This is a genomic window from Pseudooceanicola nitratireducens (genome assembly GCF_900109195.1).
Taxonomy (GTDB): domain Bacteria; phylum Pseudomonadota; class Alphaproteobacteria; order Rhodobacterales; family Rhodobacteraceae; genus Pseudooceanicola; species Pseudooceanicola nitratireducens.
Window position 1 is genome coordinate 23,056 of the sequence record NZ_FNZG01000005.1, and the last position, 25,665, is coordinate 48,720.

Consider the following 25,665-nt stretch of genomic DNA (forward strand, 5'->3'; position numbering starts at 1 on the left):
TCAAAGTTCGATGACGATCTTACCGGTTGCCCGGCGAGAGGCGAGATGCTTCATCGCCGGGATCCCCTGTTCCAGCGGATAGCGGGCCTGAATGCGGGGTTTGATCTGCCTGCGGGCGTAAAGGTCGTATAGCTCTTGCACGGCGCGGGCATGGCCTTCCGGGTCGCGCACCAGACTGTCCGCCCAGTAGACGCCGAGCACGCCCGCCCCCTTCAGAAGCGGCAGGTTCATCGGTAGGGCCGCGATCCCGGCGGCAAAGCCGATCACCAGATACCGTCCGCCCCATCCGATCGCACGAAAGGCAGGTTCTACATAGGCTCCGCCAATGGGATCAAAGATCGCGTCGATGCCCTTGGTCCCGCCAAGCGCCTTGATCTCTTTCGACAGGGTCTTTTGCTGATCCCGGGTCAGATCGCCGGTTGGGTAGATCAGCCCATCCTCGGCCCCGGCATCCCTGGCGACTTGCAGCTTCTCGGCCGAGGACACGCCGGCCACGACCCGCGCGCCAAGGGCCCGACCCAGTTCGATCGCCGCCAGCCCGACCCCGCCCGAGGCCCCTAGGACCAGAAGCGTCTCGCCTTTCTGCAAATTGGCGCGGTCTTTCAGTGCATGCCATGCGGTGCCGTATGTCACCAGCAGGGCCGAGGCGTCGTCATAGGGCATGGCGTCAGGGATCCGAGACGTCTTGGTCGCCGGGGCGCAGACAAAATCCGCCAGCCCGCCGTGGCTGCAGACGGCCAGCACCCGGTCGCCTTTGGCAAAGCCGGTCACACCCGCGCCCAGGTCATCGACGGTGCCCGCAACTTCGGATCCCGGTGCGAAGGGACGGGCGGGGCGATCCTGGTACAGGTCCTCGATCATCAGAAGGTCGGGCATGTTCAGTGCCGCGGACTGAACCCGGATGCGGATCTGGCCGGGCAATGGTTCGGGAATGGGCGCGTCGGTGCGATAGATCAGCTTTTCGGGGCCGCCGTTTTCGACGCTGTGAATGGCGCGCATGATGTCCTCCGTTCGGGATCTGACCTGCGCCGGTTGCGCCGCCTTCCCCGGTGTCGAGGCCCCTCCCAGAGCCTGAATTGACCTCAGGGGTAGGGGTGCGAAACGGGGTCTGTCAAACGAAAATAGGGCGTGATCCTAAAAAAATAATGCAATGACCTAAAAAAACTGGAGTTGCGCCACGACCCATGCTAGGCACACCACCGGAGGAGAGCGCATCGCCGGGTCGGGGTGCCGCAGCCTCTGCCGTACGAAGGTTGCAAGGAAAGGCCTCCGGATGACGTTACCCAAGCCCCTGGACCGGCTGCGCCTGCCGGTGATCGTGGCCCCGATGTTTCTGACCTCGGCCCCGGATCTTGTCGTCGCCGCCTGCCAGTCGGGCCTGTTGGGCGCGCTTCCGGCGCTGAACCAGCGCACCAGCCAAGGGTTCGAGGATTGGCTGACCGAGATCGAAACCCGGCTGGCTGAAACCCCCGATGCCGCGCCACACGCGGTGAACCTGATCGTGCACAAATCCAATCCCCGTCTGGACGCGGACCTTGAGATCGTCGTGCGCCACAAGGTGCCCGTGGTCATCACCGGATTCGGTGCCGTGCCCGAGGTGATCAAGGCGGTGCAGTCCTATGGTGGGCTGGTCTTTCACGACGTGGCCACCCGCCGCCATGCCGAAAAGCTGGCCGACACCGGGATTGACGGGTTGATCGCCCTTGGGGCCGGGGCGGGCGGGCATACCGGCCATCTGTCCCCCTTCGCCGCCGTGGCCGAGATCCGCAAGGTCTTTGACGGGCTGATCATCCTTGCGGGCGCGATGTCCTCGGGGTCGGATATCGCCGCCGCGCGGGCCATGGGGGCGGACATGGTCTGCATGGGCACCCGCTTTATCGCCACGCAAGAGGCGGCAGTCAGCGATGCGCAGAAACAGATGATGATCGATGCCGGGGCGTCGGACGTGGTGATCACGCCGAACCTGACCGGGGCGGATGCGGCCTTTCTGAAGCCCTCGATCCGGGCGAATGGTCTGGATCCGGACGCGCTTCCCCCGGTTGGCAGTCCGGACGCCACCCGCGACAGCAAGGCCTGGCGCGATATCTGGTCGGCGGGGCAGGGGGTTGGAAGCGTGACGGATGTGCCGTCGCTTGCGGCGCTGACCGACCGGCTTGCCGTCGAATACCGGGCCGCCATCGCCCAGCTCTCTGCAGATCCCTTTGCGCAACATGCTGCCGAATAGAAAGGACAGACAATGACCCACCCCCTCGTGGCCGACCTGCCGGTTCTGGCGGGCAACGACATGGCAACGCTGCATGATCTGGGCGACGGCGTCGTCTGTTTCCGCGCCCATACGAAGATGAACACCTTCGATCCCGGCGTCTTCGATCTGATGGAGGACACGCTGGATCAGGCCGGGCGCAGCTATCAGGCGATGGTGCTGGCCAATGACGATCCGCGCGCCTTTTCCGCCGGGGCGGATTTGACCTTTTTCACCCGCATGATCGACAGCCCCGGCGGGGCCGAGAAGATCAGCGCCTATGGCCAGCGCGGGCAGGGGCTGTTCGTGCGGATGATGCGCGCGCCGGTACCTGTGGTCGCGGCGGTGCATGGCTTTGCCCTGGGCGGCGGTTGCGAATTCCAGATGCACGCGGATGCGACGATTGCGCTGGCGGATGCGGGGATCGGCCTGCCCGAGGCGGGCATCGGCCTGGTTCCGGGCTGGGGCGGCTGCACGCGGATGTATGCCCGGATGCTGGTGGCGGACCCGGCGGCGGATCCGGTTATGCTGGCGCGGCGCGCCTTCGGGCCGCTGTTTTCCGGGCGTATCGCAGTGGACGCGTCCGAGGCGCGCGACATGGGGCTGCTGCGCCCCTCGGACGCGGTGATCTCCGACCGGGGCGAACTGCTGGCCACGGCCAAGGCGCGTGCGCTGTCGTTGGTGCCGGGCTATGTCCCGCCCGCGCCGATTGCCCTGCCGGTGGCCGGTGATCCGGGCGTCGGCGCGATCCTGTCCGCGCTGGAAGGCCAAGGCGACCTGAGCGACACGGACCTGACCGTCGCGCGCAAGCTGGCCCATATCCTGACCGGCGGTGCCACCGCCGCCGCCACCGTCACCGAAGCCGAGATGATGGCGCTTGAAGTCCAGACCCTGGCCGAGCTTGTGTCCTGGGCCCCGGTTCGTGCGCGGATCGACCATATGCTGGCCACCGGACAGCGGTTGAGGAACTGACGCCCGGACCGGGCCGTCAAATCAGAAGCGGAACTCAGGCTGGGGCGCTGGTCCCGGCCGCGTCCACGGCGGGCTCTTTCTTCTGGCCGACGGCGGCCAGTGTTTTGTCCGACACCGGAGCAATGATCATGCCCGCCATGATGTCTGCCAGGTTATGCTCGGCCGAGGCCTGTCCCCAAAGCGAAGACCAGTTGCGGTGCCCTTCCTGGCCCGATTCCATCGACGCCCCGGCGGACAGCGCAAACAGCAGCATCATCTGCAGGCGTTGATTGATGATTTCCTTCGGCATGTCGGGGGCCAGACGGACGATGTGCCGGAAACAGCGTCGCGTCGCGCGGTCTGCATCGGCGGTGGCTTCGAACAGCAGGTCGCGCCGGGTGATCAGGACCGAGGTGAAGAACTGAAGCTGATACAGGTCGTCCTTGTCGCCGTCGGGGCCGCGATCGACGACGGGCAGCAGGATCTCGGCCACCTCGCGGACGCTGGTCGGCCCGCCGCGCGCCTCAAGCGCATCCAGACGGCGGTTGTTGTCCTCGTCGAGAATCGCCGCCACGTCGGCGACAATTTCACGGATCAGCGCATCGCGGGACGAGAAGTAGTAGGTGATGGACCCGTTGTTCTTCTGACCGGCGGCGGCCTGGATGTCGCGGATCGAGACGTTCTCGATTCCGCGCTGCGCAAACAGACGCAGCGCTGTTTTCTTCAGGCGCAGGCGGGTGCGTTCCCCCTTGCGGAGCTTGTCTTTTTCCGTCGCGGCCATGCAGCTAAATCTCGGACCCCTGTCGATATCGCAATCGATAATTCAATCATTATCCAAGGATTTATAGGGCCGGCGCAGGGCTAGATCAACATCGTGACTGGCGCGGGATGTGCAGCCTCAAACCGGCGTCTTGAATTTTTTAATACATCGCTTGAAAATAATTTGACCTGTCGGTAAGGTCCGATCCATCAAGGACCGTCAGAGGGAGAGGCGGCCTGACCGGAGGGGATCTGCATGGGCTTTGAGTATCGGCGTGACGCGTCAGGCATCGTGGTGGTCACGATGGACATGGACGGCCAGTCGGCCAACACCATGAGCCCCGCCTATCACGACGAAATGGGCGCAACCGTCGTCCTGCTTGAGGCCGAAGTCGGGCTGACCGGCGTGATCTTTGCCTCGGCCAAGAAAACCTTCTTTGCGGGTGGCGATCTGCATGGGCTGCTGGCGGCGGAAACGGGCGACGCGGCCTACAAGGCCTGGCTGAACGAGGACAAGGGCTTCCTGCGCCGGTTGGAGCGTCTGGCGGTGCCGGTCGTGGCGGCCATCAACGGCGCAGCCCTTGGTGGCGGGTTCGAGATCTGCTTGGCCTGCAATCACCGGATCATCGTCGATGCGCCCTCGGCCGTGGTGGGCCTGCCCGAGGTGACGCTTGGCCTTCTGCCCGGTGCCGGCGGGGTCGCCCGCCTGCCGCGCAAAGTGCCGCTGGAGGTCGCGCTGGATCTGCTGCTGACCGGGCGTTTCGTGCAACCCGAGGAGGCGCTGTCGCTTGGTCTGGTGGATCAGATCGTGCCGAGCGCAGATGCCCTGATCCCCGCCGCGCTGGCCTGGATCAAGGGGGCGGATGCGACGGCCGTGCAGCCCTGGGATGCAGACGCCGCCGCGCTCGCCGTTGATCGTGATGCCAGCCGCGCCCTGGTCACGGGCGCGCGCGATAGGGTGCTGAAGCAGACCCGTGGCAAGATGCCTGCGCCGTTGCGGATCCTTGAAATCGTTGAGCAGGGGGTGGACCTGTCGCTGGATCAGGCGCTGTTGCTTGAGACCGAGAAATTCGCTGGGCTTCTGGGCCTGCCGGAAACCCGCGCGGCGATTTCGCTGAACTTCTTTGCGGCCAATGCCATCCGCTCGGGCAAGATGCGCCCCGAAGGCGCGCGGACAAAAGTCGCCTCGCTGGCCGTGCTGGGTGACTCACCGCAGGCCAAGGCGCTGGCGAAAGCCGCCGGGCGCAAGCTTGACCTGCATCGTGACATGTCACAACCGATTGATATGGCGATATGTTTTGCAGATCACGCGGAAGGCCGCGCGTCGGTCACGGGTACGCATGTCACGCATCTGGCCTCCGACCTGCCGGGGGGTGAAGGGCATTTCGGCTTCCGCCTGCCCGCCGCCCCGGCGGGGGCGAAATTGGTCGAGCTGATCGCGGGCGATCAGACCTCGGGCGACACTTTGTGCCGCGCCTATGACCTGTTCCAGCTGATCGGCTATACGCCGATCATCGCGCGCGACGTGCCGGGCCATTACATTGCAAGGCTGAATGCGGCCTATCTGACCGAAGTCGCTGCCCTGAAGGCCGCAGGAATGATCGGGGCCGACATCGACACGCTGGCCCACGACATCGGCATGACTGTCGCGCCCGGCGATCTGCCCCCGGAAATGGCCTTGTCCGTCCTGCCGACAGGGGGCGGGGATGCCGCTGACCGGCTGCTTTACATCCAATCCATTGCCGCGCTGTCTGCGCTGGCCGAAGGTGTCGTGGGAACCGAAGAGGAATGCGACCTGGCCTCGGTCATGGGGGCGGGGTTCCCGCCACATACCGGCGGCGCGATCCGGTTCATCCGGGGCATCGGCATCGACGCCTTTGCGGGGCGCGCGCTGGACCTGGCGGAACGACACGGGCCAAGGTTCCGCATCGATCCGGCACATTGGGAGGCGCTGCATCGGGGCAGCAAAGCCGCGTGAGGGAGGGGGAGAGATGATCCGCAGAAAACTGTTCGAGCCAGAGCACGAGATGTTCCGCGACACGGTCCGCAAATGGGCCGAGGCTGAGGTCTATCCGCATTCGGAGCAATTCCGCCGCGACGGCATGATCTCGCGCGAGGTCTGGAAATCCGCCGGGGCACAGGGGTTTCTGGCCATGTACGCCGATGAGGCATACGGCGGCCTGGGGCTGGATGATTTCCGCATGGACATGATCCTGACCGAGGAGCTTTCCGCGCGCGAGAACGGCTTTTACCTGCCGCTGCACAACCGCATCGTTGGCCCCTATATCCACAAGTTCGGCACCGAGGCGCAGAAGGCGCGGTTCATGCCTGGCATCGTCTCGGGCGAGACGGTCCTGGCCATCGCCATGACCGAGCCCGACACCGGGTCCGACCTGGCTGCCGTACGCACCAAGGCCGAGGATATGGGCGATCACTGGCTGCTGAACGGGTCGAAGACATATATCTCGAACGGGATCCTGGCCGGTCTGGTCGTGGTCGCCGCCCGCACGGGCGAAGGGCGGCACGACATTGGGCTGTTCCTGGTTCCGGACGGCACCGAAGGGTTCTCCCGGGGCCGCAAGCTGGACAAGATCGGCATGAAGACCCAGGACACCGCCGAGCTTCATTTCAAGGACGTGAAACTGCCCAAGGACGCGGTGTTGGGTGACCCCAAGGGCGGCTTTGGCATGATGATGCACAACCTGGCCGAGGAACGTCTGGTCGGGTCTGTACAGTTCGTCGCCCATGCGCAGCGCGCCTTCGACATCACGCTGGATTTCATCCATGAACGCCGGGCCTTTGGTCGCCCGATCGGCACCTTCCAGAATTCGCGGTTCGCCATGGCGGCGCTGAAGACCAAGATCGACGCCGCCTGGGCCTTTGTCGATCACTGCGCCAGCGAACATCTGGACGGAAACCTGACCGGCGATCTGGCCGCGCAGTCGAAACTGCTGACTTCAGAGGTCGAGGGCGAGGTGGTCGATACCTGCGTGCAGCTGCACGGCGGCGCAGGTTTCATGGAGGAATACGAGATCGCGCGCATGTACTGCTCGGCCCGGGTCAGCCGGATCTATGCGGGGTCGTCCGAAATCATGAAGGAAATCATAGGACGCGGCCTTGGCCTGGGAGAGAGGCGCTAACGCCCGCAGGTATAGGCACTTTGGGAGGAGAGGCCATGAAACATCCGTCGGCACATGCAAGGACACATCCGGACAAGATTGCCTATCTGATGGCGGAAACCGGGGACAGCCTGAGTTTTGCCCAGCTGGACGATCTGTCCAACCGGGGCGCGCAGGCGTTTCGGGCCTTGGGTCTGGGGCAGGGCGATCACATCGCGCTTCTGTTTGAAAACAGTCTCGATTTCGTCGGGCTGACCTGGGCCGCGCAGCGGGCGGGGCTGTTCTACACGGCTGTCAGCCGCCACCTCTCGGCGGATGAGATCGCCTATATCGTCGGTGATTGCGACGCCAAGGTGATGATCCTTTCGGCGAAATATGCCGACTGCCTGGGGACACTGGAAGCCGCTTGTTCCGACGTGCGGTTCTTCGTCTGCGGTGCCGGCGCGCCCGCCGGGCAGGATTGGCTGGCCTATCAGACCGCCCAGCCCGCGACTCCCATTGCGGACGAAGCCGCCGGGGCCGATTTGCTGTATTCCTCGGGCACAACGGGGCGGCCCAAGGGCATCACCCGCAGCTTCACCCCGCAGCCGATCGACACGGTCATCCCCGGCCTGATGACCGTGCTGTGCGAAACGATGGCGGGCATGGATGCGGACACGATCTATCTGTCGCCCGCGCCGCTTTATCATGCGGCTCCGCTGCGGACCTCGATGATGGCCGTGATGCTGGGCGGCACGGCGATCATCATGGAACGGTTCGACGCCGAAGAGATGCTGCGCCTGATCGAGGCCCATAAGGTCACACACACCCAGGTCGTGCCGACGATGTTCGTGCGGATGCTGAAACTGCCCGAGGATGTGCGCGCCAAATACGATGTCTCGACGCTGCAGGTCGCGTTCCACGCCGCCGCGCCCTGTCCCAAGGACGTCAAGGCCGCGATGATTGATTGGTGGGGGCCGATCCTGATCGAATATTACGCCGGATCCGAGGCCAATGGCGTCACCGTCACAACATCCGAAGACTGGGCGAAGTATCCCGGCACTGTGGGCAAGTCGATGATTGGCCGGATCGTCGTGACGGACCCGGACGGAAACGAACTGCCCGTGGGCGAAATCGGTAATGTCTACTTCGACAGCGGCGTCGAATTCCAATATCGCCACGACCCCGAAAAGACCGCCAAGGCCTATCTGCGGCCCGGCTGTTCGACCATCGGCGACGTGGGTTACGTGAACGCCGACGGCTTCCTGTTCCTGACCGACCGGGCGTCCTACACGATCATCTCGGGCGGTGTGAACATCTATCCGCAGGAGACCGAGAACCTGCTGGTCACACATCCCGATGTGGCCGACGTGGCGGTTTTTGGCGTGCCCTGCGAGGAGATGGGCGAAGAAGTTAAGGCCGTGGTCCAGCTGGAACCCGGTGTGCCCGGCACCCCCGAAAAGGCGCAAGAGCTGATCGACTGGTGCCGCGAACGCCTGTCGAAAATCAAAAGCCCCAAAAGCGTGGACTTCCGGGACCAATTGCCTCGGACCCCGACCGGCAAGCTGATCAAGCGCAAGCTGAAAGACGAATACTGGCCCGCCAAACCCGCGGCCTGACATTTACGAAAGGAAGACGTCATGAAAATCGAAGGACAGGCGGCAATCGTCACCGGCGGGGCCTCGGGCCTGGGCGGGGCGACTGTGGATCTGCTGGCCAAGGCCGGGGCCAAGGTCACCATCTTTGACCTGAACGCCGAACTGGGCGAGGCAAAGGCCAAGGAGATCGGCGGCAAGTTCATCAAGGTGAACGTGACCGACGAAAGCGAAGTCGAAGCCGCCATTGCCGAGGCCGAGGGCCTGCACGGCAAGGCGCGCATCCTTGTGAACTGTGCCGGCATCGGGCCGCCGAAAAAGGTCATCGACCGCGAAGGAAATGCGATCCCTCTTGGCGATTTCACTTCGATCGTGAATGTGAACCTCTTTGGCACGTTCAATGTGCTGTCGAAATTCGCCGCCGCCCTGCACACCGCCGATCTGGTTGGTGAGGAACGTGGCGTGGTCATCAACACCGCATCCGTGGCGGCATTTGACGGGCAGATCGGTCAGGCGGCCTATGCGGCCTCCAAGGGGGGCATCGTCGGCATGACCCTGCCGGTCGCACGCGAATTCGCCCGCTACGGCATCCGCGTCATGACCATCGCGCCGGGCCTTTTCCTGACCCCGCTGATGGCAACCCTGCCGCAAGAGGCACAGGACAGCCTGGGCCGTCAGGTGCCCTTCCCGCCGCGTCTGGGTGATCCGTCGGAATTCGCGCATATGGTCGGCTCGATCGTGGAAAATACCATGCTGAACGGCGAAACGATCCGCCTGGACGGCGCAATCCGGATGGCCCCGAAATGACATTTTCCCTTGATAACAGTGGCATGAGCACGCGCGCGCTGGAGATCGCGGACCGGGTCGAGGCCTTTGTCCGCAACACCGTCGCGCCTTATGAAAAAGACCCCCGCCGGACCTCGCACGGGCCGTCCGACGACCTGGCGGTGGAACTGAAGGAAGCCGCCCGCAAGGCCGGCGTCCTGACCCCGCATATACTGGAAGACGGCAGCCACCTGAGCCACCGGGAAACCGCCGCTGTGCTGATCCGGTCGGGTCTGTCGCCGCTTGGCCCCGTGGCCTGCAACGTGGCTGCCCCGGATGAGGGCAACATGTACCTGCTGGGCAAGGTCGGTTCGCCCGAGCTGAAGGAGAGGTTCCTGACGCCCATGGTGCAGGGCAAGATGCGCTCGGCCTTCTTCATGACCGAACCGGCCGAGGACGGCGGCGCGGGGTCGGACCCGTCGATGATGCTGACCACCTGCCGGATGGACGGTAACCATTGGGTCATCAACGGCCGCAAGACCTATATCACCGGGGCCGAGGGGGCCGGGCTGGGTATCGTCATGGCGAAATCCGACGATGGTGCCTGCATGTTCATGGTCGATCTGCCCGACCCGGCGATCCGGATCGAACGGGTGATGGATACCATCGACAGTTCGATGCCCGGCGGCCATGCGGTCGTGACCATCGACAACCTGCGCGTGCCCGCAACCCAGATGCTGGGCCAGTCCGGCGAAGGGTTCAAATACGCCCAGGTCCGCCTGTCGCCCGCGCGTCTGACCCATTGCATGCGTTGGCTTGGGTCCTGTATTCGCGCCAATGAGATCGCAAGCGATTATGCCAACCGCCGCAATGCCTTCGGCAAGCCGCTGGTGGATCACGAAGGCGTCGGCTTCATGCTGGCGGACAATCTGATCGACCTGAAACAGGCCGAGCTGATGGTCTATTGGTGCGCCGATGTGCTGGACACCGGCGTTCTGGGCACCGTCGAAAGCTCGATGGCCAAGGTCGCGGTGTCCGAGGCGCTGATGCGTGTGGCGGATCGCTGCGTGCAGGTCATGGGCGGTCAGGGCGTCACCGGGGACACGATCGTCGAACAGGTCTTCCGCGAGGTCCGCGCCTTCCGCATCTATGACGGCCCGACCGAGGTGCACAAATGGAGCCTTGCCAAGAAGATCAAGCGCGACTGGCGAAAGGCGCATGAGTCATGAGCGGCGCACTAGGGGCAGACGCCAATGCCGGGGTCGAACCTGTCGGCCCCGACCACGGCTTTGATCTGGACCGGCTGACCGCCTGGTTGCAGGACAATGTCAAAGGGTTTCAGGGCCCTGTGCAGCTGTTCAAGTTCAAGGGCGGCCAGTCGAACCCGACCTTCAAACTGGTCGCCGCCAGTGGCGATTACGTGCTGCGGCGCAAGCCTCTGGGGCAGCTGGCCAAGGGGGCCCATGCGGTCGACCGCGAGGCGCGGGTGCTGACCGCCCTGCATGCGCAGGGCTTTCCGGTGGCCAAGGTGCACGGGCTGTGTACCGACGACAGCATCGTCGGCTCGATGTTCTTTGTCATGGATATGGTCGAAGGCCGGATCTTCTGGGATGCGGGCTTCCACGACGTGCCCGCGCCAGACCGCGCCGCCTATTTCTCGGAAATGAACCGGGTTCTGGCGCAGCTGCATTCCTACGACCCCGAGGCGATTGGGCTTGGCGATTATGGCCGGCGCGGCAATTACTTCGAACGTCAGATCGGGCGCTGGACCAAAAGCTATCTGGCCGACACCGACGCGGGTCGTGACGCGGGCATGGACCGGCTGATCGAATGGCTGCCGAGTGCGGTCCCTGAAGGCGATGAAAGCACTGTGGTGCATGGCGATTTCCGCTGCGACAACATGATCTTCCACCCGAGTGAACCGCGCGTTCTGGCCGTCCTGGACTGGGAGCTTTCGACCCTGGGCCACCCGCTGGCGGATTTCGCCTATCACGCGATCATGTACCGGATGCCGCCCGATATCGTCGCGGGCATCGGGGATGTGGACCCGGCATCGCTGTCCTTGCCGAGCGAGGCAGACTATGTCGCCGAATATTGCGCCAACACCGGGCGCGACGGCATCCCCAACTATGATTTCTACATTGCGTTCAACTTCTTCCGCCTTGCCGCGATCTTCCACGGGATCAAGGGCCGGGTGGCGCGGGGGCAGGCGTCGTCCGCCCATGCGGCGGAACGGGCTGCGGCCTATCCGCGTCTGGTGAAGCTGGCGCTTGATGCGATGGAGGCCTGCTCATGACCGAAGTTCTTTGCGACATCTCCGACGGGGTGGCGCGGATCACCCTGAACCGCCCCGAGGCTGGCAATGCCCTGAACCAGAGCATGGCCGACACCCTGCTAAAGATCGCGCTGAAGGTCGCCCATGACCCCGAGGTGCGGGTCGTGACCCTGACCGGGGCCGGACGGATGTTCTGTGTCGGCGGCGATGTCGGTGATTTTGGCCGCAACACCGACCGGATCGGCGCGTTTCTGGCGCAGCTGGCCGGCACGCTGCATCAGGCGCTGGCGCAGTTTGCCCAGATGAAGAAGCCCCTGATCACTTTGGTCAACGGTCCCGCCGCCGGCGCGGGGATGAGCCTGGCCATTGGTGGCGATTTCGTCCTGGTCAGCCCGCAGGCCAATTTCACCGCCGCCTATGGGGCCATCGGACTGACCCCGGATGGCGGCATGACCTGGACCCTGCCGCGGCTGATCGGGCTGCGTCAGGCGCAGGACATCATCCTGTCGAACCGCCGCGTCAGTGCCGAAGAGGCCGTGCAGATCGGCATGGCCACGCGTCTGGTCGAGGATCTGCCCGCAGACGGCGCGGCACTGGCCGCGCAACTGGCCACCCACGCTGTCGGGGCTATGGGGCAGGCGCGCTGGCTGATGCAGACCGGCATGACCGAACCTTTCGTGGCCCAGATGGACCGCGAACTGCAAAGCATCGTGACGGCGGGCGAAGGTCCCGAGGGGCGCGAAGGCGTGGACGCCTTCGTGGCCCGCCGCACACCCGACTTCCAAGGAGGAAAACCCAATGGCTGAAGCATATATCGTCGAAACCGCCCGTCTGGCCGGTGGCCGCCGCAACGGGGCCCTGAAGGACTGGCACCCCGCCGACATGGGGGCCGAGGTGATCAACGCGCTGGTCGACCGGTCCGGCATCGACCCGGCCGCCATTGACGACGTGATCGTCGGCTGTGTGACCCAGGCGGGCGAACAGGCCTTTGCCTTTGGCCGCAACTGCGTGCTAGCGTCGAAACTGCCGCAGTCGGTGCCGGCCGTGACCATCGACCGCCAGTGCGGATCCTCGCAGCAGTCGGTGCAATTCGCGGCGCAGGCCGTGATGTCGGGCACGCAGGATGTGGTCATCGCCATGGGCGTGGAAAGCATGACCCGCGTGCCGATGTTCACCAACCTGTCGTTCCACATGAAGGCGGGGCTGGGCGAAGGCCCCTTTTCCGACCGGATCGGCGAACGCTATGGAACCAAGGATTTCAGCCAGTTCAAAGGGGCCGAGATGATCGCCCGCAAGCATGGCTTCAACCGCGGTGATCTGGACGCCTTTGCGCTGGAAAGCCACCGCCGCGCCCTGGCCGCGACCGAAGCCGGTGCCTTTGACCGCGAAATCGTGCCCGTGGCCATCGAGGGTGGGATGCACACCCGCGACGAAGGCATCCGGGCCGATGCCTCGCTGGAAGGGATCGGATCGGTCAAGCTGCTGGAAGAGGGCGGGATGATCTCGGCCGCCAACGCAAGCCAGATCTGTGACGGCGCGGCGGGTGTGCTGGTCGTGTCCGAGGCGGCGCTGAAAAAGCACAACCTGACGCCCGTGGCGCGGATCGTGAACCTGACCGTCACCGGCGGCGATCCGGTCATCATGCTGGAAGAACCGATCCCGGCCACCTTCCGCGCGCTGGAACGTGCGGGCATGAAGATCGACGACATCGATCTTTATGAGGTCAACGAGGCCTTTGCCCCCGTGCCCATGGCCTGGCTGAAGGAGCTGAACGCCGACCCGGCCAAGCTGAACGTCAATGGCGGCGCGATTTCGCTTGGCCATCCTCTGGGCGCTTCGGGGGCCAAGCTGATGACCACGCTGGTGCACGCGCTGCAGGCGCGCAGCAAGAAATACGGGCTGCAGACCATGTGTGAAGGCGGCGGCATCGCCAATGTCACCATTCTGGAAGCGCTCTGATGGCGATCCGTACCAAGATCACCGAGATGCTGGGCATCCAGCATCCGATCGTGCAAGGCGGTATGATGTGGGTCGGCACGGCGGACATGGCGGCTGCCGTGTCCAACGCCGGGGGTCTGGGCATCATCACCGCCCTGACCCAGCCCACGCCCGATGCGCTGTCGGCGGAAATCGCGCGCTGCCGCGCGATGACGGACAAACCCTTTGGCGTGAACCTGACCGTGTTGCCGTCGGTCAATCCGCCGCCCTATGCGGATTATCGCCGCGCCATCATCGAGGCGGGGGTCAAGATCGTCGAAACCGCTGGTGGCAGGCCGCAGGAACATATCGACGACTTCAAGGCCCATGGCGTCACGATCCTGCACAAATGCACATCCGTCCGGCACGCGCTGTCGGCGGAACGCATGGGCGCGGATGTGATCTCGATCGACGGGTTCGAATGTGCGGGCCATCCGGGTGAAGACGACGTGCCGGGGCTGGTGCTGATCCCGGCGGCGGCGGATCAGGTCAAAGTGCCGATGCTCGCCTCGGGCGGGTTCGGTGACGGGCGCGGCCTTGCGGCGGCGCTGGCGCTTGGCGCGGAGGGCATCAACATGGGCACGCGGTTCTGCGCCACGGTCGAGGCCCCGATCCACGACGCGGTGAAACAGTTCCTTGTGGACAACGGTGAGCGTGACACCAACCTGATCTTCCGTGGGTTCAAGAACACCGGGCGCGTGGCCAAGAACTCGGTTTCGGACATGGTGGTCGAGATCGGGTCGAAACCGGGGGCCGAATTCAAGGACGTGCAGCCCTATGTCTCGGGTGCCAAGGGGCGCGAGGCGCTGAGTACCGGCGATCTGGACGCGGGTCTGATCTGGGCCGGTCAGATCCAGGGGCTGATCCACGACATCCCGACCTGTGCCGATCTTCTGGCGAGGATCGTCGCGGATGCGGAACAGATCATCAAGCGGCGGCTCTCCGCCTTTGTGAACTAAGGGGAACCTCATGGAACCGATCGTGATCGCGGGCATGGCCCGCACCCCCATGGGGGGCTTCATGGGGGCGTTTTCGCGCGTCTCGGCACCGCAGCTGGGGTCGGCGGCCATCGCCGCCGCCCTGACCCGTGCCGGTCTGTCCGGCGATCAGGTGGATCAGGTGGTGATGGGCAATGTGCTGCCCGCCGGTCTGGGCCAGGCCCCGGCGCGGCAGGCGGCGCTTGGCGCGGATCTTCCGCTGTCGGTACGGTGCCAGACCGTGGGCAAGGTCTGCGGATCGGGCATGCAGGCGATCATGAACGCCCATGATACGCTGGCGCTTGGCCAGGCCGATATCATGGTTGCCGGCGGGATGGAGAGCATGTCGAATGCCCCCTACCTGCTGGAAAAGGCGCGCGCGGGCTATCGCGCCGGTCATGGCCGGGTCGTCGATCACATGTTCCTTGATGGGCTGGAAGACGCCTATGACAAGGGCCGCGCCATGGGCACCTTTGCCGAGGATTGCGCCACGACCTACCAGTTCACCCGCGAAGAACAGGACGCCTATGCCCTGCAATCGCTGGACCGCGCGACCAGGGCCATCGCCTCGGGGGCCTTCGGGGCCGAGGTCACGCCCGTGGGCGATGTCACCACCGACGAACAGCCCTCTCGGGCGCGGCCCGAGAAGATCCCGACCCTGAAACCCGCCTTCCGCGAGGGCGGCACCGTGACGGCGGCGAATTCCTCGTCCATTTCTGACGGGGCAGCGGCGCTGGTGTTGACTCGCGCCTCGGTGGCAGAGGCGCAGGGTATGAAGCCCCTCGCTGTGATCCGCGGCCATGCGGGCCATGCCCAGGCACCGGGGCTTTTCACCACCGCGCCGATCCCCGCGATCCGCAAGCTGCTGGATCAGGTTGGCTGGACCGTCGAAGAGGTGGACTTGTTCGAGATAAACGAGGCCTTTGCCGTGGTGGCAATGGCGGCGATCCGGGATCTGGGTCTTGACCCCGAAAAGGTCAACGTGAACGGCGGGGCCTGTGCACTTGGTCATCCGATTGGTTGCTCTGGCGCGCGGATCGTGGTGACCTTGGTGGCGGCGATGCAGGCACGCGGTGCCAAGAAGGGTGTGGCATCCCTGTGCATCGGCGGAGGAGAGGCGACGGCGCTGGCCGTGGAATTGCTGTAAGGAGAGACAACATGATCCTGACCGAAGACCAGGCCATGATCCAGGAGATGGCGCGCCGTTTCGCGGCCGAGAAGCTGGCCCCGAAATCGGCCGAATGGGACAAGACCAAGCATTTCCCCAAGGGCGAGATCACCGAGCTGGGCGCGCTTGGAATGCTGGGGATGCTGGTGCCCGAAGCCTATGACGGGGCTGAGGTCGACCATATTTCCTATGCCCTCGCGCTTGAGGAAATCGCGGTCGGCAATGGCGCGGTCTCGACCATCATGTCGGTGCACAATTCGGTCGGCTGCGCGCCGATCCTGAAGTTCGGCAACGAGGATCAGAAGCAGGAATTCCTGCGCCCCATGGCGCGGGGCGAACAGCTGGGGGCTTTCTGCCTGACCGAACCGCAGGCCGGGTCCGATGCCTCGGCGCTGAAGACGCGGGCGCGGCGGACCAATTCGGGCTGGGTGCTGGACGGGGTGAAGCAGTTCATCACCAATGGCCAGAACGGTGACACGGCGATTGTCTTTGCGGTCACCGATCCCGACGCGGGCAAGAAAGGCATTTCCGCCTTCATCGTGCCGACCAAGACGCCGGGCTATCGCGTCGCATCGATCGAGGACAAGCTGGGCCAGACCCTGTCGGACACCGCGCAGATTGCATTCGAGGGTTGCGAGATCCCGGCCGAGAACCTGCTGGGCGAAGAGGGGCAGGGCTATCGCATCGCGCTGGCCAACCTGGAAGGCGGACGGATCGGCATTGCCTCGCAATCCGTGGGGATGGCCCGCGCGGCGATGGAGGCGGCGATCGACTATGCCAAGGACCGCGAAAGCATGGGCCGCAAGATCATCGACCATCAGGCGGTGGCCTTCCGGCTGGCCGACATGGCAACCCGGATCGAGGCCGCGCGCCAGCTGGTGCTGCACGCCGCGTCCCTGCGCGATGCGGGGCAGCCCGCGCTGCAGGCGGCGTCTATGGCGAAACTCTTTGCGTCCGAGATGGCGGAACGGGTTTGTTCCGATGCGATCCAGACCTTCGGCGGCTATGGCTATACCCGTGATTTCCCTGTCGAACGCATCTATCGCGATGTCAGGGTCTGCCAGATCTACGAAGGCACCAGCGACGTGCAGCGTCTGGTGATCGCGCGCGGCCTGGCCGTCTGATCCGCGCGGACCGCAGGCACAGGGGCGGGGTCCCCGTGGCCCCGCCCCTGAGCGTTAGCACCGCCGGACCCTAGCCCAGGATGAAATAGACCTTACGCACATGGGTCAGGTTTTCCCAGGTGCCGCGAAACCCGCGCGTGATGGTGAAACTGTCGCCGGGGCCAAAGACCCGCGCGGTGCCGTCCTCGTCCGTCAGGCGCACCTGGCCTTCCAGGATATGGCACATCTCGTCATAGTCGGCGCTCTCGCGCTGACAATGCGGCCCGGCCTCCCAGATGCCGGCGGTGGCGGATTTCCCGGGGTTGGAGAAGTGCCTCCAGGCGTGGCTGGTATAGGGTTCCCTCACCAGGGCGGGATCGTCGATCACGCTGGTGGTGCAGGGCGTTTCGGGGTCGTCGAAGGCGATCACATGCGCCGGGGTCTGGGTCATCATCTTTCCAATCAATCAGGAGCCGAAGCCGATGCCGAACCGGTCCATCAGCCGCAGCAGGGCCGACCGTCGACCGGTCCGGTCCTCGCGGGCGAGGTCGGATTGCGCCCAGTGGATCGCCAGGCTGCGCAAAGGTTCGGGCGGGAAGGGCACGGGCGTCTTGCTGGTCATGCGCAGGGCGGTGCGTTCGGTCTTCAGCCCGTCCAGGTGGTCCAGCAGGGTCAGCGCGGCAAAGCGCGTGGCGGACACGCCCTGCCCGGTGAAGCCAAGCGCATAGGCCAGCCGCCCGCCGCAGGCAGTGCCCGCAAAGAAGGTCAGCCGGGCCGAGGTGTCGATGATCCCGCCCCAGGCGTGGCTGAACCGCACATCCGCAAGCGCGGGGAAGGTGGCCAGGAAATTCGACTCAAGCCGGGCGTAGCTGTCGGCCCGGTTCAGCAGCCCCGCGTCACGTTTCGAGCCATAGTGATGCACCGCGTCATAGCCGCCCCAGAGGATCCGGTTGTCGGCGGTCTTGCGCGAGTAGTGGAACTGGTTGCCGCTGTCGGCCACGCCGTGGCGGCCGGTCCATCCGATCGAGGCCAGCTGCGCATCGCTTAGCGGTTCGGTCATGATCGTGTAGTCGTAGATCGGGATGATCGTCGGGCGCAGGCGCCGCAACAGGGGCACATCGGCATTGGTGGCCAGGATGACCTTCCTGGCGCTGACCTCTCCGTCCTTGGTGGTCAGGCGCAGGGCGTCGGGGGTTTCCGCCAGACCGGTGACCTGGGAGGTTTCAAATATCTCGACCCCGGCATCCAGGCAGGCGCGGGCCAGCCCGTGCACCAGCCGGGCGGGGTTCACATAGGCATAGTTCTCTTCGAACAGGCCCTTGGGATAGGCGGGGCTGTCCAGCTTGGCGGCCAGGTCCGGCCCGTCGATCAGGCGGCTGTCCATGCCGAACCGCGCATGAGCGGCGCGCATGGAGGCCAGGCCCTTAGCCTGCCAGTCGGTGGCGGCCAGGTTGACCTTGCCGGTGCGTTCGAACTCGGCCTCGATGCCATAACGGGTCAGATCGGACTCGAGCGCGTCGAGGTTCGACAGACCCAGCCTGACCAGCGTTTCGGCCTCTTCCGGCCACCGTTCCAGCGCGTTGCCGACCCCGTGCGAGATGCTGGGCGCGCAGAAGCCGCCGTTTCGTCCGCTGGCCGCCTGGGCCAGGCGACGCCCCTCTAGCAGGATGATCCGCGCGTCGGGGTGACGTTCGCGGGCCTTCAGCGCCGACCACAGGCCGGTGAAGCCCGCGCCGACGATGGCCAGATCGCAGTTCTGCGTGCTGGAAAGCGCGGGCAGGGACAGGGGATCGCGGACCGTCTCGCTCCAATACGGTTCAAAGACGGTCTGGGCAAAGCGATGCGACAGGGAAGACAGATCAGCCATCCGCATGCTCTGTCAGCTGCTGTTCCAGCGCCGCCAGCTCCGCCTGGGAATTGACGCCGGTGACTTCCAGCGGTTCGGCCTGGGCGGTGGCGATCCGGTGCCCTTCGGCGCGGGCCAGGGCGACCACGTCGGTCAGGTAATATTCACCCTTGGCATTGTCGTTGCGGATCTGCGGCAGCAGGCGGCGCAGGACATCCGCCCGACCCGCCAGGATGCCGGAGTTGCAGAAATCAATCGCCCGTTCCGCATCCGTCGCGTCCGAGAATTCGACGATCCGTTCCAGCGCGCCCTGGTCATCGGTGACCAGACGGCCATAGGCCCGCGGGTCCTGCGGCCGGAACCCCAGCACGGCCAGGGCCGTGTCGCCCTGCACCAGATCGGCCAGCGCTTGCAGCGTCCCGGCCCGGATCAGCGGCACGTCGCCATACAGCACCAGGATCGTGCCGTCGAAACCGCCGAGCCCGGGCAGGGCGCAGCGCACCGCATGGCCGGTGCCCAGCTGGCTGTCCTGCACCATCGTATCCAGCGCGGGATAGGCGGCATGGATCTGGTCGCGCCCGGCACCGACCACCGTGATGCAGCGTGTGGCCTTCAGCTGATCCAGCGTCGACAGCACGCGGCCCAGCATCGTCTGGCCGCCCAGCACATGCAGCACCTTGTGCAGGTCCGATCCCATGCGGCTGCCTTTCCCGGCGGCCAGGATAATGGCGGCGATGTCGGGCCGGGTCATTGCGCGTCCCCGCCGCCCAGATACCAGCCCCAGTCCGCGTCGCGGGCAAAACGGGTGACCTGCTTGGTCTCGAAATAGGCGTCGAAGCCTTCGCGCCCCAGTTCCCGCCCGATGCCGGAGGTCTTGTAGCCGCCCCAGGGGGCCTGGGTGAAGGTCGGCTGGGAACAGTTGATCCAGATGATCCCGGCGCGCAGCTTGGCCGCCACCCGGTCGCAGCGGTCCAGATCGTGGCTCATCACCGCGGCGGCCAGGCCGAAGGGGCTGTCGTTGGCCAGGTGGATCGCCTCTTCCTCGGTCTCGAAGGGGGCCAGGCAGACGACGGGGCCAAAGATCTCCTCGCGCCAGATCTCGGCCTCGGGGGGGACGTCGGCATAGATCGTCGGGGCGATGAAATAGCCCGTGTCCATCCCATGCGGACGGCCACCGCCGGTGATCAGCCTTGCGCCATTGCCCTGCGCGCGAGCAAGGAAGCCCATGATCTTGTCGTATTGCGATTTCGACACGATCGGCCCCAGCTTGATGCCGTCCTGATCGCCGGGTCCGATGGTGATCGCCTCGGTCGCCTCTTTCAGCCGGGCCAGCAGCGGCTGGTACAGCGCCTTCTGCACCAGCACGCGGGATGTGGCCGAACAGACCTCGCCCTTGTTCCAGAAGATCCCGAACAGGATCCATTCCACGGCCCGGTCGATATCGGCGTCGTCGAAGATCACGAAGGGCGACTTGCCCCCCAGTTCCAGCGACACGGTGCGGATCCCGGCCGAGGCCGCCTGCATCACCCGCCGCCCCGTTGCGACCGACCCGGTAAAGGCGACCTTGTCGACCAGGGGGTGTTCCGACAACGGTGCCCCGGCCGAGGGGCCGTCACCCGTCAGCAGGTTGAAGACCCCGGCAGGCACCCCGGCGGCGTCGATGATCCGGGCCAGTTCGTGACAGGACAGCGCGCAGAGTTCTGAAGGTTTGAGGACCACGGAACAGCCCGCCGCCAGCGCCGGCGCGACCTTCCAGACGGCCATCAGCATGGGGAAGTTCCAGGGCGTGATCGCGGCGACGACCCCGACGGGTTCGCGCCAGACCCGCCCGTCAAAACGGTCGTCGCCCAGGTCGATGGTGCGCAGGGGGGCCTTGGCGTCGGCCTCGGCCAGGTCGGCGTAATAGTCGAAGACAAAAGCGGCGTCTTCGATGTCCCAGATTGCTTCGGGCAGGGGTTTGCCGTTGTCGCGCGTTTCGATCGCGGCCAGGGCGGGGGTCTCGGCCCGGATGCCTTCGGCGATGCGGCGCAGGGTGGCGGCGCGGTCGCTGGCGGGCAGATCGGCCCAGACCCCGGCGTCGAAGGACCGGCGTGCGGCGCGCACGGCCAGGTGCACGTCTTCGCCGGTCGCGGCGGCGACCTGGGCAAATTCCTGTTCGGTGGCGGGGTCGATGGCGGCAAAGCTGCCGCCCTTCACGGGGGCGCAGAAGGCGCCGTCGATAAAAAGCCGGGTGGTCATGGTGCTGTCCTTTCCTGCCAGGGGTGTGGGTGTAACCCTATGGGGTCACACGTGTTTCCGTCCGCCGGCATCCAGGAACCAATCGTCCGGATAGGGATACCACCAGTCCGCCATCTTCGCGACGGGATCCAGGATCACCATCTTGGGCTGGCGGAAGGCATCCAGCCCCGCCTTGCCAAGCGCCCGCCCCAGGCCCGAGCTTTTGATGCCGCCGAAGGGCAGGGCATCGTTGTCGACCAGCGGGTTGTTGACCCAGACCATGCCGGCCTCGAAGGCCTCGATCGCGCGATGCGCTTCGGCCAGGTCCGAGGTGAAGACCGAGGCACCCAGCCCGAAGCGGCTGGCATTGGCCTGGGTCAGCGCATCCTCGAAAGACGCGGTGCGGATGATCGACACGACGGGGCCGAAGATCTCGGTCTCGTGCAGGTCCATCTCGGCGGTGACGCCGGTGACGATCGTGGGCTCAACGTACCAGCCCTTGGGCTGATCGGCAGGCACACCGCCGCCGATGGCGATGGTTGCGCCCTTGTCGCGGGCCGTGTCGATCCAGGCCAGCACGCGGTCGCGCGCGGCCCTGGACACCAGTGGCCCGATCTCGGCCACGCCCAGCCCGTTGCCGACGCGCAGCTGGCGGGTCTTCTCGACCATGGCGGCGACGAATTCGTCATGTACCGCGTCCTCGACATAGATCCGTTCGGCCGAGGTGCAGACCTGCCCCGATTGCAGGTAGGCGGTGGTGACGGCCCCCGCCGCGGCCACCTGGATATCCGCGTGGCGCGAGATCACCATCGGATCGCTGCCGCCGCCTTCGATCACGCAGGGCTTCATCTGCGACGCGGCCTCGATCGCGATCTGGCGGCCCACTTCGGCCGATCCGGTAAAGGCGATGGCATGGGTCTTGGGCGAGGAAATCAGCGCTTTGCCGACCTCGGCACCGCCCCCGACACAGGCGATCAGGTCACGCGGCAGGGCGTCGAAGAATTTCATGAACATCAGCGTGCAGATCGTCCCCGCGGGCGAGGCCTTCAGCACCACGCCGTTCCCCGCCGCAAGCGAGGCCGCCATGGTCCAGCAGCCCAGGATCAGCGGGAAGTTGTAGGGCACGATATGAACCGAGACACCGTAGGGCGCATAGGTCTGGAACTGGAAGGACCCGGGCTGCATCGATCCGGCAATCCGCCCGGCGTCATCGCGGGCCATTTCCGCGAAATAACGGAAGACGGGGGGAATATTTGCGATCTCGCCAATGGCTTCGGGATAGGGCTTGCCGATTTCGCGGGTCATCATGACGGCGATTTCGGTCATGTCGGCCTGTTCCATCGCATCGGCCACGCGGTGCAGGATGCCCGCGCGGGTCTTGCAATCCATCGCCGCCCAAAGCTTTTGCGCCGCGTTCACACGGTCAAGGATCGTATCCAGCTGCGCGGACGAGGGTTCGCCGTATTGGCCGACGTGCTCCAGCGTGGCGGGGTCCTCCACGTCGTGCAGGGGCCCTTGGGTCGCGACGTATTCGGGCGCGAGGTAATAGGACGGGGCAAGCAGGTCAGTCATCGGAAGATCCGTTCATTTGGAGGGTCTTTTCTGTGGGGGCGGAGCAAGGGGCCAGCCGGGTGGCGGCCTCGGTCCAGCCCGGCAGGGCGGTGTTCAGGAAATCGCGGATGTCGGTCAGCGCGGCATCGTCCAGCGCCTTTTGGAACTGTGCCAGGACGCGGGGCAGGAAGGTCATGTAGCGCGGCTTGCCGTCCCGCCGGTCGAGCCGCAGGAAGACGCCGAGGATCCGCGCGTGGCGCTGCGCGCCCAGAAGCGCATAGCGGTGGCGTATGGCGGCCTCTCCGCCCAGATGGGCGGGGGCCTGGGCGCAATAGCGGGCCAGCAGCTGTGTCTCGAGCCCCGGGGCCAGATCGCGCCGGGCGTCCTGCAACAGCGACACCAGGTCGTATTCGCAGGGGCCCAGGATCGCGTCCTGGAAATCCAGCAGCCCGCAGCGCGCAACGCCGTGGCGATCCGACAGCAGCATCAGGTTGTCGACGTGGAAGTCGCGCAGCACCAGCGTGTCGTGGCGGGTGTCGACCGGGGCCAGCGCCTCGCTCCAGAGGCGACGGAATTCGGTGTCGAAGAAGGCGACGTCGATCTCGGGGCGCAGGGCCGGGGCGAACCACTGGGAAAAGACCGACAGCTCGTCCAGGTGCACGGCGCGGTCATAGACCGGCCGGTCCAGCGCGGCCCCTTTGGGCGCGTGGTGCAGGTGAAGAAGCGCATCGACCGCCAGCTGGTACAGCCTGGCCTCGTCCTCGCCTTCCGCAAGGCATCGGGCATAGGTTGCGTCGCCGAAATCCTCGACCAGCGCCAGGCAGCTGTCGCGGTCCGCCGCCAGAACGCGCGGCGCCGAAAGCCCCAGCCCGTTCAGGTGGTCCGAAATCGCGAGATAGGCGGCAAAGCCCGCTGGATCGTGGCGATCGTCCATCAGCAGCGCGTCCTTGCCGACCAGCCGGGCGTAGGACCGGGTGGAGGCATCGGCGACAAACCCCTGAACGGGGACCCCGGCCATCCCCTGCCGCGCCAGAAAGGCGGGCGCGGGGGCGGGCAGGCTGTCGGACAGAAGGGGCGGCGACGCTAGGGTCATCGGATCATGTAGACCTTCTTGACCGTCTCATGGACAGTGCAGGTGCCCTTCCAGTCCTGGGGAAAGAAGGCGGCGGTATCGGGGGTGATCTCGATCACCTCGCCGCTTTCATGCACGTAGGTGCAGCGGCCTTCGAGGAAGTGGCAGAATTCGTCCTTGGTGACGTGGCACTCCCATTTGCCGGGGGTGCAGATCCACAGCCCGCATTCGCTTTGGCCGTCGGGACCCTTGTGCAGGACCTTTCCCGAGGTGCGGCTTTCGCCCTCGATCATGGTCGGAATGACGCCCCAGTCGACCGTGTCGGTCACCGAAAGGGGTTTGTGCATCACAGGTGCTTTCATGTCTTTTTTCCTATGTCAGACAAGCATGTAGATATTGCGCAGGGTGTCCGTGATCTCGGCCGTGCCGGTCCAGCCGGCGGGAAACAGAACACAGGTGCCGGCGCTGGCTTCGATGACCTCGTCGCTGTCGTCGCGGCGATAGATCACGTGGCCCGCAACGAAATGGCAGAATTCGTCCCGGGGCACGGAAATCCGCCAGGTGCCGGGGGTGCAGACCCAGACACCGGTTTCCGGCGAATTGCCCGGCCCCTTGTGCAGAAGCCGGCCGGTGGAATGGGACTGACCTTCGATCATGTCGGGTTGCGGACCCCAGTCGACCAGGTCGTCATAGGTGGTGGCCCCGTGGATATGCGGGGCCGAAGAGGTGAGATCGGTCATGCGTCCCCCGCAAGCTCGACCAGCAGGCGGGCTGCCTTTTCCTGGCCGTTCTGGGATTGCATGTGTTCGGACGTGGTCTTCAGACGGGCGGCGATCTCGGGGTCTGTCAGGCAGGCCTCGATCTTCGCGATCATCTCTTCGTCGGTCCAGTCGTAGCGTTCCGAGCGGAAGCCATGGCCGGTTTCCTGCACCCGCATCGCATTGTCGTGGCCGTCCCAGACATAGGACATGATGATCGCGGGCTTGCCGAAATACAGGCATTCCGTGAACGAGTTGTTGCCGCCGTGGTGGATCACCGCATCGACCTGCGGAATGACCGAGGGCTGCGGGAACCAGCTGCCGATGATCACGTTGTCGGGCAGGTCGGAATATTCCGCCTCGTAATCGCCGACGTTGACCAGCGCCCGGTAACGCGACTTGCCGATCAGGGTGATCAGCCGTTTCAGCAGATCCGTGTCGCCCGCGCCAAGTGACCCGAAGGACACGTAAAGCAGCGGCCCGTCGTTGTTCGCCTTGAAGGTCGGCACCTCGTAGGGTTCGTCCTGGCGGACACAGCCTTCGAGATACTGGAACTTGGCCGGATCCAGCGGTTCAGAGCGTTTGTATTTCGCCTGCTCGGGGTACAGCAGCAGGTTCATGTAGGGCGAGGCCTCGAAGAACTGGCCAAGGGGATAGGGGTCTTCACCGTTCTCGGCCAGGAAGGCGTTGAAGTCGTCGTGCAGCGGCTTCACCACCTCGTTGAATTTGGCGCGGAAGGCCTTGTGCCCCTCGGTGTCGTTTTCCGACATGCCCGACAGATGAGGCGGGATGGCGTCATCCTCGATCTCGTTTTCCGAACAGGAAATGATCCGCACCCAGGGCACGCCGTGCTGCTTGATCGCCGGGAACAGGATCACGTTGTCGACGGAAATCACGTCGGGTTTCACTTCGGCCAGGATGCCGGGCAGGTCCTTCTGGGCCCATTTCGCGCTGTCCACGATCGCTTCCCAGCATTCCTTGACGTAGTTGTCGATCTGGTCGATCGGCGCCTTGCGGAAGTTGGGGATGTGGCCGTTGATGAAGTCTTCCCAGAACTTGGCCATCTGTTCGGCGGGCATGGGTTCGGACAGGTTCACCGGGTGCGCCTCGAACCCGTAGCCCTTGTAGACATCGACAAAGCCCGGATCGGACAGGAACACGGCCTTGTGGCCCATGCGTTCCACGGCCTGCGCGATGCCGACGGAATTCAGCGCGGGGCCAAAGGCGGCCTCGGGGAAGAAGGCAAAGGTCTTTTGCGTCATTGATCTCTCTCCTGTTGGTCGCCGCCCTCGGGCGGGCGGCTGTTTTTTG

At 65.3% G+C, this 25,665-nt stretch carries 24 protein-coding genes; 13 read left to right on the forward strand and 11 right to left on the reverse strand.

Features of this window, described 5'->3' with window-relative positions; all coding sequences use genetic code 11:
* On the reverse strand, nucleotides 1-999 hold the full coding sequence (locus BMX99_RS16545) for an NADPH:quinone oxidoreductase family protein (protein ID WP_093454480.1): 999 nt from the start codon (nucleotides 997-999) through the stop codon (nucleotides 1-3).
* Between the two features lie 274 nt (nucleotides 1,000-1,273).
* Here BMX99_RS16545 and BMX99_RS16550 point away from each other — a divergent pair, with 274 nt between their 5' ends.
* Nucleotides 1,274-2,224 (forward strand): NAD(P)H-dependent flavin oxidoreductase, encoded by a 951-nt coding sequence (locus BMX99_RS16550; RefSeq protein WP_093454482.1) that lies wholly within the window; start codon nucleotides 1,274-1,276, stop codon nucleotides 2,222-2,224.
* Nucleotides 2,225-2,236: 12 nt separating this feature from the next.
* The gene (locus BMX99_RS16555) at nucleotides 2,237-3,214 is read left to right on the forward strand and encodes an enoyl-CoA hydratase/isomerase family protein (protein WP_093454485.1); all 978 of its coding nucleotides are present in this window, start codon (nucleotides 2,237-2,239) and stop codon (nucleotides 3,212-3,214) included.
* Nucleotides 3,215-3,248: 34 nt separating this feature from the next.
* Here the strand turns inward: BMX99_RS16555 and BMX99_RS16560 are convergent, their stop codons facing one another.
* On the reverse strand, nucleotides 3,249-3,974 hold the full coding sequence (locus BMX99_RS16560) for a TetR/AcrR family transcriptional regulator (RefSeq protein ID WP_093454488.1): 726 nt from the start codon (nucleotides 3,972-3,974) through the stop codon (nucleotides 3,249-3,251).
* 234 nt (nucleotides 3,975-4,208) lie between these two features.
* On the opposite strand from BMX99_RS16560, the gene BMX99_RS16565 reads away from it, so the two are divergent.
* From BMX99_RS16565 to BMX99_RS16615, 11 genes are read left to right on the forward strand one after another with little or no spacing between them, the layout of a single operon-like run.
* Nucleotides 4,209-5,930, forward strand: a complete 1,722-nt coding sequence (locus BMX99_RS16565; RefSeq protein WP_093454491.1) for an enoyl-CoA hydratase-related protein — start codon at nucleotides 4,209-4,211, stop codon at nucleotides 5,928-5,930.
* Between the two features lie 13 nt (nucleotides 5,931-5,943).
* Nucleotides 5,944-7,092 (forward strand): acyl-CoA dehydrogenase family protein, encoded by a 1,149-nt coding sequence (locus BMX99_RS16570; RefSeq protein WP_093454497.1) that lies wholly within the window; start codon nucleotides 5,944-5,946, stop codon nucleotides 7,090-7,092.
* Nucleotides 7,093-7,127: 35 nt separating this feature from the next.
* On the forward strand, nucleotides 7,128-8,669 hold the full coding sequence (locus tag BMX99_RS16575) for an acyl-CoA synthetase (RefSeq protein WP_093454500.1): 1,542 nt from the start codon (nucleotides 7,128-7,130) through the stop codon (nucleotides 8,667-8,669).
* Between the two features lie 21 nt (nucleotides 8,670-8,690).
* Nucleotides 8,691-9,452 carry an SDR family NAD(P)-dependent oxidoreductase gene (locus BMX99_RS16580; protein WP_093454503.1) on the forward strand — a complete coding sequence of 254 codons (762 nt, stop codon included), beginning with the start codon at nucleotides 8,691-8,693 and terminating at the stop codon, nucleotides 9,450-9,452.
* Between the two features lie 23 nt (nucleotides 9,453-9,475).
* Complete coding sequence (locus tag BMX99_RS16585) at nucleotides 9,476-10,639, forward strand: acyl-CoA dehydrogenase family protein (RefSeq protein WP_093454506.1); 1,164 nt, start codon at nucleotides 9,476-9,478, stop codon at nucleotides 10,637-10,639.
* Nucleotides 10,636-11,706 carry a phosphotransferase gene (locus BMX99_RS16590; protein WP_093454509.1) on the forward strand — a complete coding sequence of 357 codons (1,071 nt, stop codon included), beginning with the start codon at nucleotides 10,636-10,638 and terminating at the stop codon, nucleotides 11,704-11,706. Before BMX99_RS16585 ends, BMX99_RS16590 begins: the two co-directional genes overlap by 4 nt.
* Nucleotides 11,703-12,491: an enoyl-CoA hydratase/isomerase family protein gene (locus tag BMX99_RS16595; protein ID WP_093454511.1), complete on the forward strand. Its 789-nt coding sequence runs from the start codon at nucleotides 11,703-11,705 to the stop codon at nucleotides 12,489-12,491. Before BMX99_RS16590 ends, BMX99_RS16595 begins: the two co-directional genes overlap by 4 nt.
* On the forward strand, nucleotides 12,484-13,644 hold the full coding sequence (locus BMX99_RS16600; RefSeq protein WP_093454514.1) for an acetyl-CoA C-acetyltransferase: 1,161 nt from the start codon (nucleotides 12,484-12,486) through the stop codon (nucleotides 13,642-13,644). The genes BMX99_RS16595 and BMX99_RS16600 overlap by 8 nt, the downstream gene beginning before the upstream one ends.
* Nucleotides 13,644-14,621 carry an NAD(P)H-dependent flavin oxidoreductase gene (locus BMX99_RS16605; protein ID WP_093454519.1) on the forward strand — a complete coding sequence of 326 codons (978 nt, stop codon included), beginning with the start codon at nucleotides 13,644-13,646 and terminating at the stop codon, nucleotides 14,619-14,621. Before BMX99_RS16600 ends, BMX99_RS16605 begins: the two co-directional genes overlap by 1 nt.
* 10 nt (nucleotides 14,622-14,631) lie before the next feature.
* A complete protein-coding gene (locus BMX99_RS16610; RefSeq protein WP_093454522.1) occupies nucleotides 14,632-15,786 on the forward strand; it encodes an acetyl-CoA C-acyltransferase in 1,155 nt (384 codons plus the stop codon).
* An 11-nt stretch (nucleotides 15,787-15,797) separates the two neighbouring features.
* Nucleotides 15,798-16,931, forward strand: a complete 1,134-nt coding sequence (locus BMX99_RS16615; protein WP_093454525.1) for an acyl-CoA dehydrogenase family protein — start codon at nucleotides 15,798-15,800, stop codon at nucleotides 16,929-16,931.
* A gap of 70 nt (nucleotides 16,932-17,001) precedes the next feature.
* Here BMX99_RS16615 and BMX99_RS16620 read toward each other — a convergent pair whose 3' ends face one another.
* From BMX99_RS16620 to BMX99_RS16660, 9 genes are read right to left on the reverse strand one after another with little or no spacing between them, the layout of a single operon-like run.
* On the reverse strand, nucleotides 17,002-17,361 hold the full coding sequence (locus tag BMX99_RS16620) for a cupin domain-containing protein (RefSeq protein WP_212632902.1): 360 nt from the start codon (nucleotides 17,359-17,361) through the stop codon (nucleotides 17,002-17,004).
* Between the two features lie 15 nt (nucleotides 17,362-17,376).
* Nucleotides 17,377-18,777 (reverse strand): NAD(P)/FAD-dependent oxidoreductase, encoded by a 1,401-nt coding sequence (locus tag BMX99_RS16625; RefSeq protein WP_093454531.1) that lies wholly within the window; start codon nucleotides 18,775-18,777, stop codon nucleotides 17,377-17,379.
* A complete protein-coding gene (locus BMX99_RS16630) occupies nucleotides 18,770-19,507 on the reverse strand; it encodes a sugar phosphate nucleotidyltransferase (protein ID WP_093454534.1) in 738 nt (245 codons plus the stop codon). The genes BMX99_RS16625 and BMX99_RS16630 overlap by 8 nt, the downstream gene beginning before the upstream one ends.
* Nucleotides 19,504-20,994, reverse strand: coding sequence for an aldehyde dehydrogenase family protein (locus BMX99_RS16635; protein ID WP_093454537.1), 1,491 nt, complete (start codon nucleotides 20,992-20,994; stop codon nucleotides 19,504-19,506). The genes BMX99_RS16630 and BMX99_RS16635 overlap by 4 nt, the downstream gene beginning before the upstream one ends.
* A 45-nt stretch (nucleotides 20,995-21,039) precedes the next feature.
* Nucleotides 21,040-22,545 carry an aldehyde dehydrogenase family protein gene (locus BMX99_RS16640; protein ID WP_093454540.1) on the reverse strand — a complete coding sequence of 502 codons (1,506 nt, stop codon included), beginning with the start codon at nucleotides 22,543-22,545 and terminating at the stop codon, nucleotides 21,040-21,042.
* On the reverse strand, nucleotides 22,538-23,617 hold the full coding sequence (locus tag BMX99_RS16645; protein WP_093454543.1) for an aminoglycoside phosphotransferase family protein: 1,080 nt from the start codon (nucleotides 23,615-23,617) through the stop codon (nucleotides 22,538-22,540). Before BMX99_RS16645 ends, BMX99_RS16640 begins: the two co-directional genes overlap by 8 nt.
* Nucleotides 23,614-23,958: a cupin domain-containing protein gene (locus BMX99_RS16650; RefSeq protein ID WP_093454546.1), complete on the reverse strand. Its 345-nt coding sequence runs from the start codon at nucleotides 23,956-23,958 to the stop codon at nucleotides 23,614-23,616. The genes BMX99_RS16645 and BMX99_RS16650 overlap by 4 nt, the downstream gene beginning before the upstream one ends.
* Nucleotides 23,959-23,973: 15 nt before the next feature.
* Nucleotides 23,974-24,336: a cupin domain-containing protein gene (locus BMX99_RS16655; RefSeq protein WP_093454549.1), complete on the reverse strand. Its 363-nt coding sequence runs from the start codon at nucleotides 24,334-24,336 to the stop codon at nucleotides 23,974-23,976.
* Complete coding sequence (locus BMX99_RS16660; protein WP_093454552.1) at nucleotides 24,333-25,616, reverse strand: glycosyltransferase; 1,284 nt, start codon at nucleotides 25,614-25,616, stop codon at nucleotides 24,333-24,335. Before BMX99_RS16660 ends, BMX99_RS16655 begins: the two co-directional genes overlap by 4 nt.
* Nucleotides 25,617-25,665 lie beyond the last annotated feature (49 nt).